Consider the following 16,705-nt stretch of genomic DNA (forward strand, 5'->3'; position numbering starts at 1 on the left):
GCGCCGTGAAAATCTCGACCCGACTCAAGCTGGCCGAACTGTTCTGCGTGATCGTGGTGGCGGTGATCGTCGCGATGCTGTGGCTGACCGGCCAGCAGATGAAGCGCGAGCTGGCCAAGAACGAGAGCGCCAGCCAGGTGCTGCAGGCGGTCACGGCGCTGCGCTACCTGTCGCTCGAGTACGCGCTGCACCACCAAAACCGCACCCGCATCCAATGGCAGCAGCGCAACGCCTCGCTGGCCAAGTCGCTGGCGGCCACGCGCGACTTCGACGGCGGCGACGAGCGCGACGTCGTCGCCGGCATGCGCCACAACCTCGAACGCGTCGACGTCCTGTTCGGCCTGCTGGTGACGAACCGCATGCACCGCGCCGGCGGCCGGGTCGGCGCCGAGGTGCTCGACGAGCTCGAAACCCGCCTGTCCGGGCAAATCACCAACAAGACCCAGGCCATGATCTCGGCGGCGCTGAGCCTGTCCGAGCGCAGCCGCGAAGGCGTGTTGCAGGCGCAGCGGCGCGCCAACCTGGTGGTGGCGACCTTCGGCGGCATCGTCATCCTGGTGGTGGCCGGCGTCATCGTCATCACGCTGCGCAGCGTCACGCGCCCGCTCGACAAGCTGCGCGAGGGCACCCTGATCGTCGGCGCCGGCAACCTCGACTTCTCGCTCGGGGTCGACACCACCGACGAGATCGGCGACCTGGCGCGGGCGTTCGACCACATGACCGAAAAGCTCAAGCGCACCACCGTCTCGCGCGACGACCTGGTGCACGCCAACGAGGTGCTGCACGGCGAGATCATCGTGCGCCAGCAGGCCGAGCAGAAGGTCCACGCCCAGCTCGGCCGCCTCAACCTGCTGCACCAGATCACCCGCTCGATCGGCGAGCGGCAAGACCTGCGCAGCATCTTCCAGGTCGTCATCCGCAGCCTGGAGGACCAGTTGCCGCTCGACTTCGGCTGCATCTGCCTGTACGAGCCGGCCAACAAGATGCTGGTGGTGACCAGCGTCGGCCTGCTCAGCGAGCAACTGGCGCGCGAATTCGCCATGAGCGAGCTGTCGCGCATCCCGATCGACGAGAACGGCCTGTCGCGCTGCGTGCGCGGCGAGCTGGTCTACGAGGCCGACATCGGCGAAGTGGCGTTCCCGTTCCCGCAGCGGCTGGCGCGCGGCGAGTTGCGCGCGCTGGTGATGGCGCCGCTGCTGGCCGAGAACACCGTGTTCGGCGTGCTGGTGGTGGCGCGGCGCGCGCCGTACAGCTTTTCCAGCGGCGAGTGCGAATTCCTGCGCCAGTTGAGCGAGCACGTCGCGCTGGCCGCCAACCAGGCCCAGTTGTACGGCGCGCTGCAGCGCGCCTACGACGACTTGCGCCAGACCCAGCAATCGGTGATGCAGCAGGAGCGCCTGGGCGCGCTCGGCCAGATGGCCAGCGGCATCGCCCACGACATCAACAACGCCATCTCGCCGGTGGCGCTGTACACCGAGTCGCTGCTCGAGACCGAGGTCAACCTCAGTCCGCACGGGCGCCACTGCCTCGAGGTGATCGAGCGGGCCATCGACGACGTCGCCGCGACGGTGGCGCGGATGCGCGAATTCTACCGCCAGCGCGAGCCCCAGCTGTCGCTCTCGCCGGTCGACGCCAACCTGCTGGTGCGGCAGGTGGTCGACCTGACGCGGGCGCGCTGGAGCGACATGCCGCAGCAGCGCGGCATCGTCATCGACCTGCGCACCGAGCTCGAGGCGGGGCTGCCGGCGATCATGGGCATCGAGGGAGAGATCCGCGAGGCGCTCACCAACCTGATCTTCAACGGCGTCGACGCCATGCCGGACGGCGGCGCGCTGACGGTGCGCACGCGCCTGGCGCCGGAGCCGGAGCTGGCGCCGGCGGGCGCGCCGGCGTTGCCGCGGGTGGTGCTGGTGGAAGTGTGCGACAGCGGCGTCGGCATGGACGAGAGCACCAAGCGGCGTTGCCTGGAACCCTTCTTCACCACCAAGGGCGAGCGCGGCACCGGCCTCGGCCTGGCGATGGTGTACGGCATGATGGAGCGCCACGGCGCCCACATCGACATCCGCAGCGCGCCGGGGCAGGGCACCGTGGTCAGCCTGCGCTTCCTGCTGCCGGCGGTCGCCGCCGAGCTGGCGCAGCCGGCCGGTTCCTACCCGATCGCCGCCAGCCTGCGCATCCTGCTGGTCGACGACGACCCGATGGTGCTCAAGGCGCTGCGCGACATCCTTGAAATCGACGGCCACGCGGTGGTCGCGGCCGACGGCGGCCAAGCCGGCATCGACACCTTCCGCGCCGCCATGGAGCAGGGCGAGCCGTTCGCGCTGGTGATCACCGACCTCGGCATGCCCTACGTCGACGGGCGCAAGGTGGCCGCGGCGATCAAGGGCATGTCGCCGCGGACGCCGCTGATCATGCTGACCGGCTGGGGCCAGCGGCTGGTGCCGGAGAGCGACAACATGGTGCAGGTCGACTGCGTGCTGAGCAAGCCGCCCAAGCTGCGCGAGTTGCGCTGCGCGCTGACGCAAATCTTCGAGGGCGCCGAGCAGGGCCCGGCGGCGTGAGGGCGGGCGCGGGCGCGCCGGCGCGCCCGCGCTACCGAACCTCGGTCCATCTCAAGCGGCGCTAGAATGTGAACACGGGGTGCGAGGGGCCGCCGGCCACGGCACCCGGTAACATTTGATGGGATACCTGATGAAGAAAACTGTTTGGATCGGCTCGCTGTTGCTGGCCGCGCTGGGCCACGCCGCGCCGGCGCAAGCGCTGGACGGCGCCGCCGGGAAGACCCTGCCGGGGCATTATTACCTGCAGGGCATGACCGAAGTCGGCTCGGAATTGCTGCTGGCCGAAGACGGCAAATTCGAGTGGATGTTAAGTTACGGCGCCGTCGATCAATCCGCCAAGGGCCGTTGGGAGGTCGACGGCGACAAGGTCGTGCTGGTAGCGACGCCGCGCCCGGACAAGATGGCGTTCCGCCTGTTTACCGAGGAGGAATTGAACATCCGCAAACCGGCCGGAAAGGGCGCGTGGGTGGCGATCGTCGGCGTGCCGCGCGTGGGGCCGGTGCAAGACATCGAAGTGATATTCGAGAGCAAGTCCGGCCAGACCAAGACGGCCGTCACCGACCGCAACGGCGACGCCATCGTCAAGATGCCGGCCAGCGAGCAATGGGCCCGCGCCGGCCTGCGGCGCGCCCAAGCCAAGGGCGAGTGGCAATGGCTGGCGATCCCGCCGGCGCGCTCGAAGGACAACATCGCCGCCATTGCCGTCAACGAGAGCGACCTGCGGGCGCCGCCGTTCGAGCGTTTGCAGTTGCGCCTGGAAAAGGGCGGCCTGGAGGTCAGCGACCCCGATTCGGGACTGCGCGGCGTGTATTCCAAGCAGTGACGCGGTGGCGGGCGGCGCGCCCGGTTCAGTGCGGGCGGCGGGCCGGCGGGCGCTGCCGCAGCGGGTCGAGCAGGTGGCGCAGGTCGTTGTGGTCCAACTCGTACATCAGGGCGATCAGCTTGCCCAGATCGCCGGAGGGGAAGCCCTCGCGCGCGAACCAGCCCAGGTAGTGGCCGGGCAGGTCGGCGATCACGCGGCCTTTGTATTTCCCGTAAGGCATCTCAAGGGTCAGCAACAAACTTAAATACTCTGGAGTCATGGTCGACATGTGCGTGGTGGGTCGGGTTGGCGAATCGCCGCAAATATAGCAGAACGGCGGCCGGCGGCGCGCCGCATTGTCGACGCTTCGGCCAACATTGTCGCATTGCGCGTGCGTTAATCCGACCTACGCGACAGCAACTGGGCGGCGCTACGGCGGGTTGACCGGCAGGTGCACGGTGAAGCAGCAGCCTTGGCCGGGCTCGCTGCGCACCTCGATGCGGCCGCCGTGTTTGTTGACGATGCCGTAGGACAGCGACAGGCCCAGGCCGGTGCCGCTGCCGACCGCCTTGGTGGTGAAGAACGGTTCGAAGATGCGTTTCATGATGTCGGCCGGGATGCCCTGGCCGGTGTCGCTGATTTCCACCCAGACCCAGTCCGCGCCGCTGCAACCGGTGCGTATCGTGATGACGCCGAATTCCTTGATCGCGTGGGCGGCGTTGACCAGCAAGTTCATGAACACCTGGTTCAGCTGCGAGGCCAGGCATTTCACCAGCGGCAGCTGGCCGTATTGCTTGACGACCTCGGCCTTGTACTTGATTTCGTTGTTGACGATGTTCAAGGTGCTGTCCAGGCCGCGGTGCAGGTCGGCCGCCAGCCAGTTCGACTCGCCGACGTGGGAGAAATCCTTGAGCGCCTGGACAATGTCCTTGACCCGCTTCAAGCCCTCCAGCGACTCCTTCATCAGCTCGGCGAAGTCGTCCTTCAGGTAGTCGAATTCGGCGGCCTGCTTGAGCTGGCCGAAGCGCGCCGCGATCTGCCGCTGGTCCGGCCCCTGCGCGATGGCCTCCCCGCAGGCGTCGATGGCCTTGAACAGCGTGTCGAAATAACCCTGCACCGCGCCCATGTTGGAGTTGACGAAGCCGATCGGGTTGTTGATTTCGTGGGCGATGCCGGCGGCCAGCTGGCCGATCGAGGCCATTTTTTCCGACTGCAGCAACTGGTCGTGGGCTTGCTGCAATTTGGCGATCAGCAATTGCTGCTCGTCGCTGACCAGTTGCAACTCGGCCTCGGTTTGCAGCCGCATCGCCACCTCCTGGCGCAGCACCAGGTTTTGCTCGCTCAACTGCTGGTGCATCGCCCGCATCGACAGGTGGGTGTTGATGCGCGCCAGCACCTCCTCGATCTGGATCGGCTTGGTGACGTAGTCGACGCCGCCGACGGCGAAGCCGTTCACCACATTGCTCGAGTCGGTCAACGCGGTCATGAAGATGACCGGGATGTCCTTGAGCTCGGCGCGCAGCTTCAATTGCCGGCAGGTTTCGAAGCCGTCCATGCCCGGCATCATCACGTCGAGCAAGATCAGGTCGGGCCGGACGAACTGCGCCCGCTCCAGCCCCTCCTCGCCGTCCTGCGCCACCACCACGCGCAAACCCTGGTCCTCCAGATAGTCGGCCAGCACGGCGACGTTGGCCGGCGTGTCGTCGATGATCAGCACGGTTGCCGGGTTCATCTGGCGTCCCTTTCCTTGGCGTGGGCGTTGACCATTTCCAGGATGGCCTTGGACTGGTAGGCCCTCGCCAGTTGCCGCAGCCGCTCGGCGAACGCCTGGTAGCGCGGGTCGAGCGCTTCGATGTGGTCGGCCTGTCGGCGAATGTCGCGCATGTTTCCTTCCTTGGCCAGTTGCACCAGTATCTCGATTTCATGGTCGGGCGGCGCGGCCAAGCCGTCGGCGCCGCCCGGCGCGGCGGGCGGCGCCTCGCTGTCCGCCTCGTAGAGCAGCGTCAGCCCCAGATAGCCGCCGATTTTTTCCAGCAACAGGTTCTGGTCGACCGGCTTGGTCATGAAGGCGTTGGCGCCGGCCAGCAGGGTGTCTTCCTCTTCCTCCTTGCTGACGCTGGCCGAAATGGCGATGATGGCCACCCGCGCCAGGCCGGGCAGGGCGCGGATGCGCCGGGTCGCCTCCAGCCCGTCCATCACCGGCATGACGATGTCCATCAAGACCACGTCGGGGGCGTTGGCGGCGGCCCGCTGCACCCCTTCCAGGCCGTTCTCGGCCAGCTCGACGTCGAAGCCCAGCGTGTCGAGCAATTCCTTGAGCATGTCGCGGTTGGCGGCGATGTCGTCGACCACCAGCACCCGTTTGCGCGCGCCCTGGTAGGCGACGACCATGCGCCGCTCGCCGGCCGGCGCCACCTCCATCGCGCTTTGGCCGACGTGGATTTCGAAGAAGAAGGCGCTGCCGGCGCCCAGTTCGCTGCGCACGCCGATGTCGCTGTCCATCAGGCGCACCAGTTGCCGGCTGATCGACAGGCCCAGCCCGGTGCCGCCGAATTTGCGCTGGGTGTCGCCGACCTGCTCGAACGGCTGGAAGATGTGGCCCAGCTGGCCCGGGTTCATGCCGACGCCGGTGTCCTCGACGTCGAAGCGCAGCCGCACCCGGTCGCCCGCCTCGCTGCCGCCCGAGGCCAGCAGCCGGACCTCGCCGGCGTCGGTGAACTTGACGGCGTTGCCCAGCAGGTTCAGCAGGATCTGGCGCAGCCGCTTTTCGTCGATCAGCACGGTGTGCGGCAGTTGCGCGTCGCCCTGGAAGACGAAGCGCAGGTGTTTTTGCTCGGCCTTGACGCGGATGATGTTGACGATGCCGGCCAGGAAGGCCGCCAGGTTGACCGGCTCGGGCACTAGCTCGAACTTGCCGGCCTCGATTTTCGCCAGGTCGAGCAGGTCGGTGATCAGCATCAGCAGGTGCTCGCCGCTTTGCTGGATGGTGTTCAGGCCGACCGCCTGGCGCTCGCTCAGGCCCTTGTCGCGCTTGAGGATCTGGGCGTAGCCGAGCACCGCGTTGAGCGGCGTGCGCAGTTCGTGCGTCATGCTGGCCAGGAAGGTGCTCTTGGCCTGGTTGGCGACGTCGGCGCGCTCCTTGGCCAGTTGCAGCTCGGCGGTGCGCTCGCGCACCAGCTCCTCCAGGTGCTCGCGGTGGCGCTGCAGTTCGCGTTCGGTCAGCGCGCGGTGCTGGATGTCGGCCTCGAGCATGCGGTTCTTGCTTTCGATTTCGGAAAACAGCGCCTGCAACGCCTGGCGCGTGTGCTCCAGGCTGCCGCCCAGGCTGCCCAGCTCGTCCTTTTGCTGCCAGACGAAGGGCGTCGACAGGTCGCGCTCGGCCAGCCGGCCCGATTCGTGCATCAGCCGCTTGATGGGTATCAGCACGCGCCGCTGCAGCAGCGTGACGATCAGCACCACGCTGAACAGCAGCTGGCCGAGCACGGTCCAGACCACGCCCCAGCGGTCGTTGGCCACTTCGCCGTCGAGCTGGCCGCTGTCCATGGTCAGGCTGATGTCGCCGATCTGCTTGCCCTCGTGCAGCACCGGCTTGTCGAGTTTGAACTGGCGGCCCTTGCGCCGCTCCGGATAATATTTCGACAGGAATTCGCGCTGTTTGCCGTCGCGCACGGTGATGGCGACGACGCGGGTGTCGCCCAGCAGCGATTCGAGCAGCGGCAGGCCGCCCTCGGGATTGATGTTCCACAGCGGTTCCTGCATGCCCAGCGAGAGGATGTCGGCGGCGCGCGCGTGGTTGCTTTCGCTGCGCAGGATCAGCGCCCGCTCGCGCTGGCCCAGCGTCAGCACGCTGCTGATCGAGACCGGGATCAGCAGCCCGATGACGACCGTGAGGACGATGGATGAGCGCAGTCTAAGGTGCATCTAATGTTGCTCCTTGCGGGTGCCGCGGCGTGGCCGCGTGATTCTGGACCGGCCCGATTACCTGGCGCCGGCGGGTTCCTTGCCTTCCAACTGCTGGAAATACGCGTTCTCGATCTTGGCGATGTCGAGCCCTTGCAGCGCGGCGTCGAACGCTTGCCGCAGCTTCAGCCCGGCCGGGGTGCGCTGGAAGCACACGTGCAGCGTCAACTGCGCCAGCGTCTGCTCGTGGAAGGCGATCCGCGCGCGCCCCTTGCGCACGTCCGGGTCGGCCAGCATCAGGTAACGCAGCACGGCCTGGTCGACGACGGCCGCGCGCACCCGCCCGGCCAGCAGTTTTTTCAGATTGAAGCTGTCGGCCGGCGAGGTATCGGTGCGCAGCTTGCCTTGTTTGACCAGCGCGTCGAACGCGTCGCCGTTCGAGTAGCCGGCCACCACGCCGATGGTCAGGCCGCTCAGCTCGGCCGCGCTGCGAAAATGCAGCGGCGCGTCCTTCAGGTAGGCCAGGCCGATGGTGCTCTGTCCCATCGGCGCGGAAAAATAGCATTGCCGGGCCCGCTCCTCGGTGTAATAGGCCGGGAAGTAGCCGGCGAAATGGCGCTCTTCGAGGCCGACCCGCATCGCCCGGCTCCACGGGAAGTACTCGATGTCGACGTGATAGTTGAACTGCGCGGCGGCGGCGGCGGCCACCGCGCCGGACAGGCCGCCGCGCTCAAGGCCCGGGCCGACGTAGGGCAGCCATTCCAGGCTGGCCAGGCGCAGCGTCGGCTGCGCCGGCGGCGCCGACCGGGCCGCGCCCGACAGGCAGCACAACACGGCGCCCAGCAGCAGGCACGGCAGCGCCGGCAGGGACGAACGCGGCGTTCGAAACACTGTCATGTTGCACTCCTGCTCACTGGCGATGGCTGGCGCCGCGTCGTCTTAGCGTCCTTTTCCGGCTAAAACTGCATGCGCGAAAAATAGTGTACCCCAGGCAAGGCTGGAAGGGAATGAAAGTACGACGATGGGGCGACAGCGGCCGCGGTTGTTGCGCGGCTGGCCTCAGCGGCCGAAGTCGCGCAGGCGCAGGCGCAGCATGTCGTAGCGCCGGTCGAGGTCGCGGTGCAGGTAGCCGTTGTCGCGCGTCATGGCGTTGTTGTCGTTGACCAGGCGGTTGAATTCGCTCAGCAGGTTCTTGCGGGCGTCGGCGCCCAGGTCGGAGCGGTCCAGCGCGGTGCGGATGTCGTGGATGCGCCGGTTGTTCGAGCGGATGTTGTCGTCGTTCGAAGACAGCTGCGAGCGCAGGTTGGCGATTTGGCTTTCCATCGCGTAAATTTCGGCGCCGCGCCGGTACTCGCCTTGGAAGTCCCGCTGCAGGTTCGGCGGGCAGGCCGCGACGTTGTCGGCGCGCCCGGCGCGGCCCTCCTGGAAGGCGCTCTCCGGTTGGCAGTAGTTCAGCAGGCCCTTGCTGCGCCCGGCGTGGTAGCGCTCGAAGTCGGTTTGCACGCCGTACTCGGCGCAGGCCTTGGCGTGCTTGTCGAGTTCGGCGCTGGGCAGGCCCTTGATGCCGTCGTAGAAGCCGATCTGCCGCCAGTCGCCGCCCAGGCACTGGTCTTTGCTCAGGCTGGCGCAACCACCCAGCGCAAGCGCGCCGGCGAGGAGGAGGGGGAGGTGGAGCAGGCGCATTGGCATCCCGGAAAGGTGGCGAAGTGGCAGGGTGGCGAAATTCTATCACGCGGGCGTGGGCGGCTTCGGCGCTGAATAGGCAACACCACCGGCGCCACCCCGCGGGCGGACGCCCAGGGTCCGGCCGCGGCCGTGGGCCCCCGGTTTGGTTTCGGCGTTGCCGGCACGCTCACTTATCCGCGCTGGGGGCGAAGCCCGGGTGTATATTGCCGGCCAACTGAACCATTGCGGACCGCGCCATGTCACCTGCTATCTTGTTTTCCTGCGTACTCGGCTATGCCGCGCTGCTGCTGGGCGTGGCGTGGCTGACCTCGCGCAACGCCACCAACCAGAGCTTCTTCATCGGCAACCGCAGCAGCAACTGGATGCTGGTCGCCTTCGGCATGGTCGGCACCACCCTCAGCGGCGTCACCTTCGTCAGCGTGCCCGGCGCGGTCGGGCGCGACGGCTTCGGCTACCTGCAACTGGTGCTCGGCTACGTGATCGGCTACGCCGTGGTGGCCGGCGTGCTGCTGCCGCTGTATTACCGGCTGCGCCTGACCTCGATCTACCACTACCTCGACCTGCGCCTGGGCCGGCGCGCCGGGCAGAGCGGCGCCGCCTTCTTCATCCTGTCGCGCACGCTGGGCGCGAGCGCGCGCCTGTACCTGGTCGTCAATATCCTGCAGGCCTGCATCCTCGACAGCCTGGGCGTGCCGTTCTGGCTCAGCAGCGCGGCGATCCTGCTGATGATCCTGCTCTACACCTACGAGGGCGGCGTCAAGACCATCGTCTGGACCGACACGCTGCAGACCGCCGCCATGCTGCTGGGACTGCTCGCCTGCGTCGTCTTCCTGCTCAACGCGATGGACCTGTCGGTGGCCGCGAGCCTGCGCCGGATGGAGGCGCGCGGCCTGACCCGCGTCGTCACCGGCGCCGTCGACAGCCCCGCGTACTTTTGGAAGCAGGTGCTCGCCGGCGTCTTCATCGTCATCGCGATGACCGGCCTGGACCAGGAGATGATGCAAAAGACCATCTCGGTGAAGACCCTGGCCGAGTCGAAGAAGAACCTGCTCAGCCTGGCCGCGATCCTGGTCGGCGTGCTGTCGCTGTTCCTGTTCCTGGGCGGCTTGCTGTACCTGTACGCGCCGCTGGTCGGCGTCGGCGCCGTCGGCGACCAGATTTTCCCGGCGGTGGTACTCGGCCACATGCCGGCGGCGCTGCAACTGGTGTTTTTCGTCGCGCTGGTCTCGGCGCTGTTCCCCAGCGCCGACGGCGCCATCACGGCGCTGACGTCGAGCTTTTGCATCGACATCCTCGGCTTGCCGCGGCGCGGCTGGACGCAGGCGCGCCAGACCAGCTGGCGCCACCGCGTGCACCTGGGCTTCGCCGCGCTGTTCCTGTTGCTGCTGATGGGATTCAAGTGGATCGGCAGCGCCAGCATGATAGGCGTGATCTTGAAGTTGGCCGGCTACACCTACGGTCCCTTGCTGGGTCTGTTCGCCTTCGGCCTGCTGACGCGCCGCAACGTCGCCGCGCCGCGGGTGGTGCCGGCCACGCTGGCCGGGCCGCTGCTGTGCGCCTTCCTTGAGCGCTATCAAGAACAGCTGTTCGGCAGCTATCGGCTGGGATTGGAATTGCTTATCATTAACGGATTGCTGGTGTTCGGCGCGCTGTTATTGATGTCGGCGCCGGAAACCGAACCGGCCACCGCCCTGTCTAATTGAACGCGCTGTGCTGTATATTCGGTCTACAGTAAATAATATGCAACTTCATCCCAGTTAACCTACCTGCCGGAGTATCGATGTCCCTGAATCCCTTCCCCCCCTTGGGCCGCGGCCTGCGGTTTGTCTGGCGCACGCTCGACGCGACGCGCCGCTTCGTGTTCAACCTGCTATTCCTGGCGATACTCGCCGGCGTGGCCTACGCGTTTTTCGGCGGCGGCCTGCAAGCGCTCGCGCCCAAGACCACGCTGGTGCTGGACCTGCAGGGCCAGTTGCTTGAACAGCACAGCGGCAGCGTGCGCGACACGTTGTGGTCGAACGTCCAGGGCGACGAGAAGAAAGCGGTGCAGCTGCGCGACGTGCTGACGGTGCTCGACGCCGCCGGCAAGGACCCGGCCATCAGCGGCGCCGTGATCGTGCTCGACGACTTGCAGGGCGGCGGCCTGGCCTCGCTGCGCGAAGTGGGCGCGGCGCTGGACCGCTTCCGCGCCACCGGCAAGCATGTCACCGCCTGGGGCTCCGGCTACAACCAGCGCCAGTACCTGGTCGCCGCCCACGCCAACGAGGTGCTGATGCATCCGATGGGCGGGGTCTTGCTGGACGGTTTCGGCCGCTACCGCAACTACTACCGCGACGCGCTCGACAAGGTCGGCGTCACCGTCAACCTGCTCAAGGTCGGCACCTATAAAAGCTTCGCCGAGCCGTACGTGTCGAACGGGCCGTCGGCCGCCGCCACCGAAGCGGAGAGCTCCCTCAACAACGCGCTGTGGAGCGCCTACACCGGCGAAGTGGAAAAGGCCCGCAAGCTGCCGCAGGGCGCGCTGATGAAGGACATCAACGATTTGCCGGCGCTGATGAGCGCCGCCGGCGGCGACATGGCCAAGGTGGCGCTGTCGGCCAAGCTGGTCGACGGTTTGAAAACCCGCGACGAGGTGCGCCGCCTGATGATGGCGCGCGGCGCCGCCGAAGCCGACGGCAAGTCCTTCCGCCAGGTCTCGTTCCACGAGTACCTGGCGCGCCAGCATCCGAAGCTGTTGGGCGACGCCGTCGGCGTGGTCGTCGCCTCCGGCGAGATCAGCGACGGCGAAGAGGGCCCCGGCGCGATCGGCGGCCTGTCCACCTCCAAATTGATCCGCCAGGCGCGCGAAGACGACAGCATCAAGGCGCTGGTGCTGCGGGTCGACTCGCCCGGCGGCAGCGCCTTCGGCTCCGAGCTGATCCGGCGCGAGCTGGAACTCACGCGCGCCGCCGGCAAGCCGGTGGTGGTGTCGATGGGCAGCGTGGCGGCGTCCGGCGGCTACTGGATCTCGATGGCGTCCGACGAGGTGATCGCCGACGCCAGCACGGTGACCGGCTCGATCGGCGTGTTCGCCATCGTGCCGACCGCCGACAAGGTGATCGACAAGCTGGGCATCCACACGGCCGGCACCACCACCACCTGGCTGGGCGACGCCAGCAATCCGCTGCGTCCGCTCGACCCGCGCTTCGCCCAGGTGATCCAGGGTAGCATCAACCACATCTACGCCGACTTCACCGGCAAGGTCGCGCAGGCGCGCAAGAGCACGCCGGAGAAAATCGACGCGGTCGCGCAGGGCCGGGTCTGGACCGGCGCGCAGGCCAAGGAGCGCGGCCTGGTCGACACCGTCGGCAGCTACGGCGACGCGCTGGCGTCGGCCGCCCGGCGCGCCAAGCTCAAGGGCGGCTACCGGGTCGCCTACATCGAGCGCGACATCTCCAAGTTCGACCGCGTGCTCGGCCTGTTCGCCGGCTCGGCGGTGCGCGCGCTGGGCCTGGACGAGCAAGTCAAGCTGGGCCTGACGGCCGGCACCGGCCTGCCGCCGGGCGCCGCGCTGGGCATCGCGCACGACCTGCGCTGGCTCTCCAACGTCGGCGTCGAGCGCAAACCGTTCGCCGCGCTGACGCACTGCCTGTGCGGCTCGCCGTGATGGTAGAGTAGCCGTTCCGATATTCACAACAAACCGGACTCGTCCGGTTTGTCGCATTTTGAAAGGCAGACAGTGACTGACAAACCAGCTGCAATACAGATCCGGGCATGCAAGGGCGGCGACGAGACGGCGCTGGCGCTGGTGGGCCAGGCGACGTTCCTGGAGGCGTTCGCCGGCATCCTCGACGGCGCCGACATCATCGCCCACTGCGCGCGCCAGCACGACGTCGGCCTGTACCGCGCCTGGCTGGCCGAGCCGGCGATGCGGCTGTGGCTGGCCGACGCCATGCCGGGCGGCGCCCCGGTCGGCTACCTGGTGCTCAGCCCGTCCACCTTGGCGGTGGCCGCGCCGCGCGCCGACGACCTTGAGATCAAGCGCGTCTACCTGCTGCACCGCTTCCACGGCCAGCGCATCGGCAAACGCCTGATGGACGCGGCGCTGGCGCACGCGCGCGAGCGGGGCGCGCGCCGGGTGCTGCTGGGCGTGTACGCGGAAAACCACGACGCGCTGGCGTTCTACCGGCGCTGCGGCTTCGAGCAGGTCGGCACGCGCACCTTCCGCGTCGGCGCCACCGACTACCACGACGCCATCCTCGGCCTGGAATGGTAGACTTCCCCGGCAACCTATCGTAGGTCCGATGAGGCACGCGTCATCCGACGCCGAGCCGCCGACGACGCCAGTCGGGTTACGCGCTGTGCGCTAACCCGACCTTCTATGGTGAATTCCAAGTCAACTGGTTTTTCGCAAATTTATCCTATCCCTTGTTTCGGTATCGGCGGGGTCAAGGGCGGGCGAAGCCCGGCGAAGCGAACCCTTGACGCCGCCGATACCGAAATATGCTGGTCCATGGCGCCATGACGCATATTGCGGCTTGGCGCCATGCCGACCTGTTTCGTTTTGGCCTTCGTTCATTGCCAGCGCTTTGCTTTCGTCGTTCGTACAGCCCAGTTCGAAGCTCTCGGTCATCATTGCGTGAGACTTCACGTCCCACCACCTTCTATCCGCTGGTTTTGCTACCCCAGCCTAATTCTGCATGCGCGTTGCGCTTAGTGACCTTGATGCGTGCAAGCCCCATCTACTAGGGTCGGTTGCCATGGGCAACCAGGTCGGGTTACGGGCCTGCCTACTCCTTGCTGCTGCGTACTGCAACGTAATGCCAACCACTGGTACTGAACGTGCCGCCTTACTCCCTTATGCCGCTCGTTTCAACTGCGCCCCTTCGGGGACGATCCCATGCTCCAGGTAGCGCCACAGGGCGACCACCAGCTTGCGCGCCACCGCGACGATGGCGATGCGCTTGCCGCGCTTGTTCTGGCCTCCCTGCGTGCGCCGGGCGAACCATTTCGTCATCACGCTGTCGGGTTGGTAGCGCAGCCAGAACCAAGACATCTCGATCAACAGCGCACGCACGCGCCGGTTGCCCTGCTTGCTGATGCCCTGGTCAACCCGGCTCTCGCCGCTGTCGTAGGGCTGCGGCACCAAACCGACGCAGGCGCCCACCTGCCTGCGGTTCTCGAATTTGCGCCAGAACAGCTCCAGCACCAACCTCGTCGCGCCCACCGGCCCCACCGCCTTCAACCGTTCCAGGTCGGCAATGCGCTGGCGCACCTCCGGCGGCAATTGCTCCGCCATCCCTTTTTCCAGCGCGGCCAGTTGTTGCTGCGCCAACTCCAAACGTTTGCACTCCTGTTCCAGCCGCTGCTGCAGCTGCGCCGACAGCGGATCGCCGTCGTAGCAACACAATTCCCGCTTGTTCAGCCGCGCCCCCACATCGCCGCCGACGCCATCCCAGCAGCCGACGGTGCGCAGCAGCTTGCGGATCCGGTCGCGGTGCTGCTGCGTTTCCTTTTGCAACTCGCCGCGGTCCCGTACCACGTGCCGCTGCGCCTCGGCCTCCACCGTCGGAACACGGATCACGTGCATCCGGTCGTACTCGCCACGCAACCAGCCCCGCAATGTCAGCACCAGCTTGATCGCGTCGAGCCGGTCGGTCTTGGCCCGCCGTTTGTGCCGCTCGACGGGAATGCTGGCAGGGTCGCAGATCACCACCTCGTAGCCCAGCTTCGAGAGGGCGCGTTCAATCCAGAAGCCATCCTGACCAGCCTCGTACAGCACGACGGTGCGTACCTCGACGGCCAGGCCCCACTTTGCCTTGAACTTCTCAATCTCCTGCACCGTTTCGTTGAGGCGCCCCGCCGCTGTCTCGCCGGAAACCGTCTGAATCGCCGGCTTCTCTCTCTTTCCGTCGTGCAAGGCAATTTTCCAGCTCTTGCTCGACAACTCTAATGCCACCGCAAAAACTTCGACTTCAGGCGTAAAATCGTTGGCGCGGGTCGGTTGCATGATTTTCTCCTAAGTTGATTCTTCGAACCTTCACTTTAGGATTAATTTGCGTCTTTTGCCGACCCGCCTTCATTCATAGTATCTACGAAAAGCGCGCTAACTGAACGACCTCGTTAAAAGTGCCGTGGACGCACAGGGCCGGCGAATAAAGCGCGTTGGCGCAAGAGCGCGCCGGCACGACACGTTCGCCGCCGGGGCTAGGAATTTTTTGACATTGACTTGATAAATATCATGTTTAGTTGTCGCGGCGCGCGATAATCAAGCATTCGCCTTGATAGATATGCAATCCCATTCATATAATTGTCGAACGCAAGAATGTGGATTCGCAACTTTCAGGTGCCCAGGATGCCCGTTTCACTCTTAGTTCCGCGATGACGACCGGGCGCATCAACGCCAGCCCGAAGCCGGTCAAACCGAGCGCGCTGAAAAGTGCCAAGGCGCCGCCGCGCCCGCTGTTCCCGATCGTCGCCATCGGCGCCTCTGCCGGCGGACTCGACCCCATCGTCGCCTTCCTCGCCAACGTGCCGCAGGACAGCGGCATCGCCTACGTCGTCATCCAGCACCTCGACCCGACCCACAAGGCGATGCTGCCGGAGCTGCTGCAGCGCGCCACCAGCCTGCCGGTGGCGCAAATCACCCACCGGATGGAGGTGCGGCCGAACCGCGTCTACGTCATCCCGCCAAACGCCGACCTGGGCATCGCCGACGGCCGCCTGCTGCTGGCCGAGCCGTCCCAGCAGCGCGGCCACCGCCTGCCGATCAACCTGTTTTTCGCCGCCCTGGCGGCCGAGCGCGGCGAACTGGCGGTCGGCGTGGTCTTTTCCGGCATGGGCGGCGACGGCACCCGCGGCCTGCAGGCGATCAAGGAACGCAACGGGCTGACGCTGGCGCAGTTCCCCGATTCGGCCAAGTTCGAGTATATGCCGGCCAGCGCCATCGGCGCCGAGGTCGTCGACCTGATCGACATGCCGGAGAAAATGCCGGAAAAGATCATCTCCTACCTGTTCCGCAGCTTCCTGAACCTGCCCGGCGACGAGCACCGCGGCAAGAACGCGCTGCACGAGATCGTCGAGCTGCTTGGCGAGCATACCGGCAACAGCTTCACCGACTACAAGATCAACACGGTGCTGCGGCGCATCGAGCGGCGTATGAGTCTGTACCAAATCTCGTCGATGGAGGGCTACGTGTCCTACCTGCGCGAGAACCCGGCCGAGATCGACCTGCTGTTCAAGGAAATGCTGATCGGCGTGACCAGTTTCTTCCGCGACCAGAAGGTGTGGGAATACCTGAAGGCGGTGGCGCTGCCGCAGCTGCTGGCGGCCCACCCCGGGGGGCGCGCGTTCAAGGCCTGGATACCGGCCTGCTCGACCGGCGAGGAAGCCTATTCGCTGGCGATGGTGTTCAACGAGGTGGTGGCCAACGTCAACCCGACGGCGAAATACTCGCTGCAGATCTTCGCCACCGACCTGTCGGGCGACGCCATCGACCGCGCCCGCCTGGGCCGCTTCGCGCCGGCCATCGCCAACGACGTCTCGGCCGAGAGGCTGAAGCATTTTTTCGTGGCGGAAAAGGACGGCTACCACGTCAAGAAGGAGATCCGCAACATGATCATCTTCGCCCAGCAGAACATCATTTCGGACCCGCCGTTTACCAAGCTCGACATCCTGTGCTGCCGCAACCTGCTGATCTACCTGAACGCCAAGCTGCAGCAGCGCCTGATTCCGCTGTTCCACTACGCGCTCAAGCGCGACGGCTTGCTGCTGCTGG

At 66.6% G+C, this 16,705-nt stretch carries 12 protein-coding genes and 1 pseudogene; 6 read left to right on the forward strand and 7 right to left on the reverse strand.

Features of this window, described 5'->3' with window-relative positions:
• Positions 1-5: 5 nt before the first annotated feature.
• Both JANGC3_RS28100 and JANGC3_RS30530 read left to right on the forward strand, forming a co-directional pair.
• A complete protein-coding gene (locus JANGC3_RS28100; RefSeq protein WP_051068195.1) occupies positions 6-2,561 on the forward strand; it encodes an ATP-binding protein in 2,556 nt (851 codons plus the stop codon).
• Between the two features lie 130 nt (positions 2,562-2,691).
• Positions 2,692-3,384 (forward strand): hypothetical protein, encoded by a 693-nt coding sequence (locus JANGC3_RS30530; RefSeq protein WP_017874777.1) that lies wholly within the window; start codon positions 2,692-2,694, stop codon positions 3,382-3,384.
• A gap of 25 nt (positions 3,385-3,409) precedes the next feature.
• Here JANGC3_RS30530 and JANGC3_RS0101865 read toward each other — a convergent pair whose 3' ends face one another.
• The 5 genes from JANGC3_RS0101865 to JANGC3_RS30535 all read right to left on the reverse strand — a co-directional run bounded on the left by JANGC3_RS0101865 (position 3,410) and on the right by JANGC3_RS30535 (position 8,946).
• On the reverse strand, positions 3,410-3,643 hold the full coding sequence (locus tag JANGC3_RS0101865; protein WP_035788054.1) for a DUF3820 family protein: 234 nt from the start codon (positions 3,641-3,643) through the stop codon (positions 3,410-3,412).
• A 150-nt stretch (positions 3,644-3,793) separates the two neighbouring features.
• Entirely contained in the window at positions 3,794-5,095 is a 1,302-nt protein-coding gene (locus JANGC3_RS0101870; protein ID WP_017874779.1) for a response regulator, read from the reverse strand.
• On the reverse strand, positions 5,092-7,284 hold the full coding sequence (locus JANGC3_RS28110) for an ATP-binding protein (protein ID WP_017874780.1): 2,193 nt from the start codon (positions 7,282-7,284) through the stop codon (positions 5,092-5,094). The genes JANGC3_RS0101870 and JANGC3_RS28110 overlap by 4 nt, the downstream gene beginning before the upstream one ends.
• A gap of 57 nt (positions 7,285-7,341) precedes the next feature.
• A complete protein-coding gene (locus JANGC3_RS0101880; protein WP_017874781.1) occupies positions 7,342-8,160 on the reverse strand; it encodes a substrate-binding periplasmic protein in 819 nt (272 codons plus the stop codon).
• Positions 8,161-8,322: 162 nt separating this feature from the next.
• The gene (locus JANGC3_RS30535; RefSeq protein ID WP_157406409.1) at positions 8,323-8,946 is read right to left on the reverse strand and encodes a DUF2799 domain-containing protein; all 624 of its coding nucleotides are present in this window, start codon (positions 8,944-8,946) and stop codon (positions 8,323-8,325) included.
• A 239-nt stretch (positions 8,947-9,185) separates the two neighbouring features.
• On the opposite strand from JANGC3_RS30535, the gene JANGC3_RS0101890 reads away from it, so the two are divergent.
• From JANGC3_RS0101890 to JANGC3_RS0101900, 3 genes are all read left to right on the forward strand, one after another.
• Entirely contained in the window at positions 9,186-10,652 is a 1,467-nt protein-coding gene (locus tag JANGC3_RS0101890) for a sodium:solute symporter (RefSeq protein WP_026132419.1), read from the forward strand.
• A 77-nt stretch (positions 10,653-10,729) separates the two neighbouring features.
• Positions 10,730-12,595, forward strand: coding sequence for a signal peptide peptidase SppA (gene sppA, locus JANGC3_RS0101895; protein WP_026132420.1), 1,866 nt, complete (start codon positions 10,730-10,732; stop codon positions 12,593-12,595).
• A 72-nt stretch (positions 12,596-12,667) separates the two neighbouring features.
• Positions 12,668-13,204 (forward strand): GNAT family N-acetyltransferase, encoded by a 537-nt coding sequence (locus JANGC3_RS0101900; protein WP_017874785.1) that lies wholly within the window; start codon positions 12,668-12,670, stop codon positions 13,202-13,204.
• A gap of 120 nt (positions 13,205-13,324) precedes the next feature.
• Here the strand turns inward: JANGC3_RS0101900 and JANGC3_RS32250 are convergent, their stop codons facing one another.
• Both JANGC3_RS32250 and JANGC3_RS0101905 read right to left on the reverse strand, forming a co-directional pair.
• Positions 13,325-13,564: a hypothetical protein gene (locus JANGC3_RS32250; protein WP_157406410.1), complete on the reverse strand. Its 240-nt coding sequence runs from the start codon at positions 13,562-13,564 to the stop codon at positions 13,325-13,327.
• A 222-nt stretch (positions 13,565-13,786) separates the two neighbouring features.
• Positions 13,787-14,938, reverse strand: a complete 1,152-nt coding sequence (locus JANGC3_RS0101905; protein ID WP_017874786.1) for an IS110 family transposase — start codon at positions 14,936-14,938, stop codon at positions 13,787-13,789.
• A gap of 371 nt (positions 14,939-15,309) precedes the next feature.
• Between JANGC3_RS0101905 and JANGC3_RS33470 the strand changes: the two are divergent.
• Positions 15,310-16,704 (forward strand): annotated as a pseudogene (locus JANGC3_RS33470) (chemotaxis protein CheB); the annotation flags it as partial.
• Between the last annotated feature and the right edge of the window lies 1 nt (position 16,705).

Source organism: Janthinobacterium sp. CG3, assembly GCF_000344615.1.
Lineage (GTDB): Bacteria > Pseudomonadota > Gammaproteobacteria > Burkholderiales > Burkholderiaceae_D > Janthinobacterium.

Bases quoted from the DNA above. Each gene is read 5' to 3' on its own strand.
- JANGC3_RS30530 (WP_017874777.1), top strand. From the start codon at position 2,692: ATGAAGAAAACTGTTTGGATCGGCTCGCTGTTGCTGGCCGCGCTGGGC.
- JANGC3_RS0101865 (WP_035788054.1), bottom strand. From the start codon at position 3,643: ATGACTCCAGAGTATTTAAGTTTGTTGCTGACCCTTGAGATGCCTTAC.
- JANGC3_RS0101870 (WP_017874779.1), bottom strand. From the start codon at position 5,095: ATGAACCCGGCAACCGTGCTGATCATCGACGACACGCCGGCCAACGTC.
- JANGC3_RS28110 (WP_017874780.1), bottom strand. From the start codon at position 7,284: ATGCACCTTAGACTGCGCTCATCCATCGTCCTCACGGTCGTCATCGGG.
- JANGC3_RS0101880 (WP_017874781.1), bottom strand. From the start codon at position 8,160: ATGACAGTGTTTCGAACGCCGCGTTCGTCCCTGCCGGCGCTGCCGTGC.
- JANGC3_RS30535 (WP_157406409.1), bottom strand. From the start codon at position 8,946: ATGCGCCTGCTCCACCTCCCCCTCCTCCTCGCCGGCGCGCTTGCGCTG.
- JANGC3_RS0101890 (WP_026132419.1), top strand. From the start codon at position 9,186: ATGTCACCTGCTATCTTGTTTTCCTGCGTACTCGGCTATGCCGCGCTG.
- sppA (WP_026132420.1), top strand. From the start codon at position 10,730: ATGTCCCTGAATCCCTTCCCCCCCTTGGGCCGCGGCCTGCGGTTTGTC.
- JANGC3_RS32250 (WP_157406410.1), bottom strand. From the start codon at position 13,564: ATGATGACCGAGAGCTTCGAACTGGGCTGTACGAACGACGAAAGCAAA.
- JANGC3_RS0101905 (WP_017874786.1), bottom strand. From the start codon at position 14,938: ATGCAACCGACCCGCGCCAACGATTTTACGCCTGAAGTCGAAGTTTTT.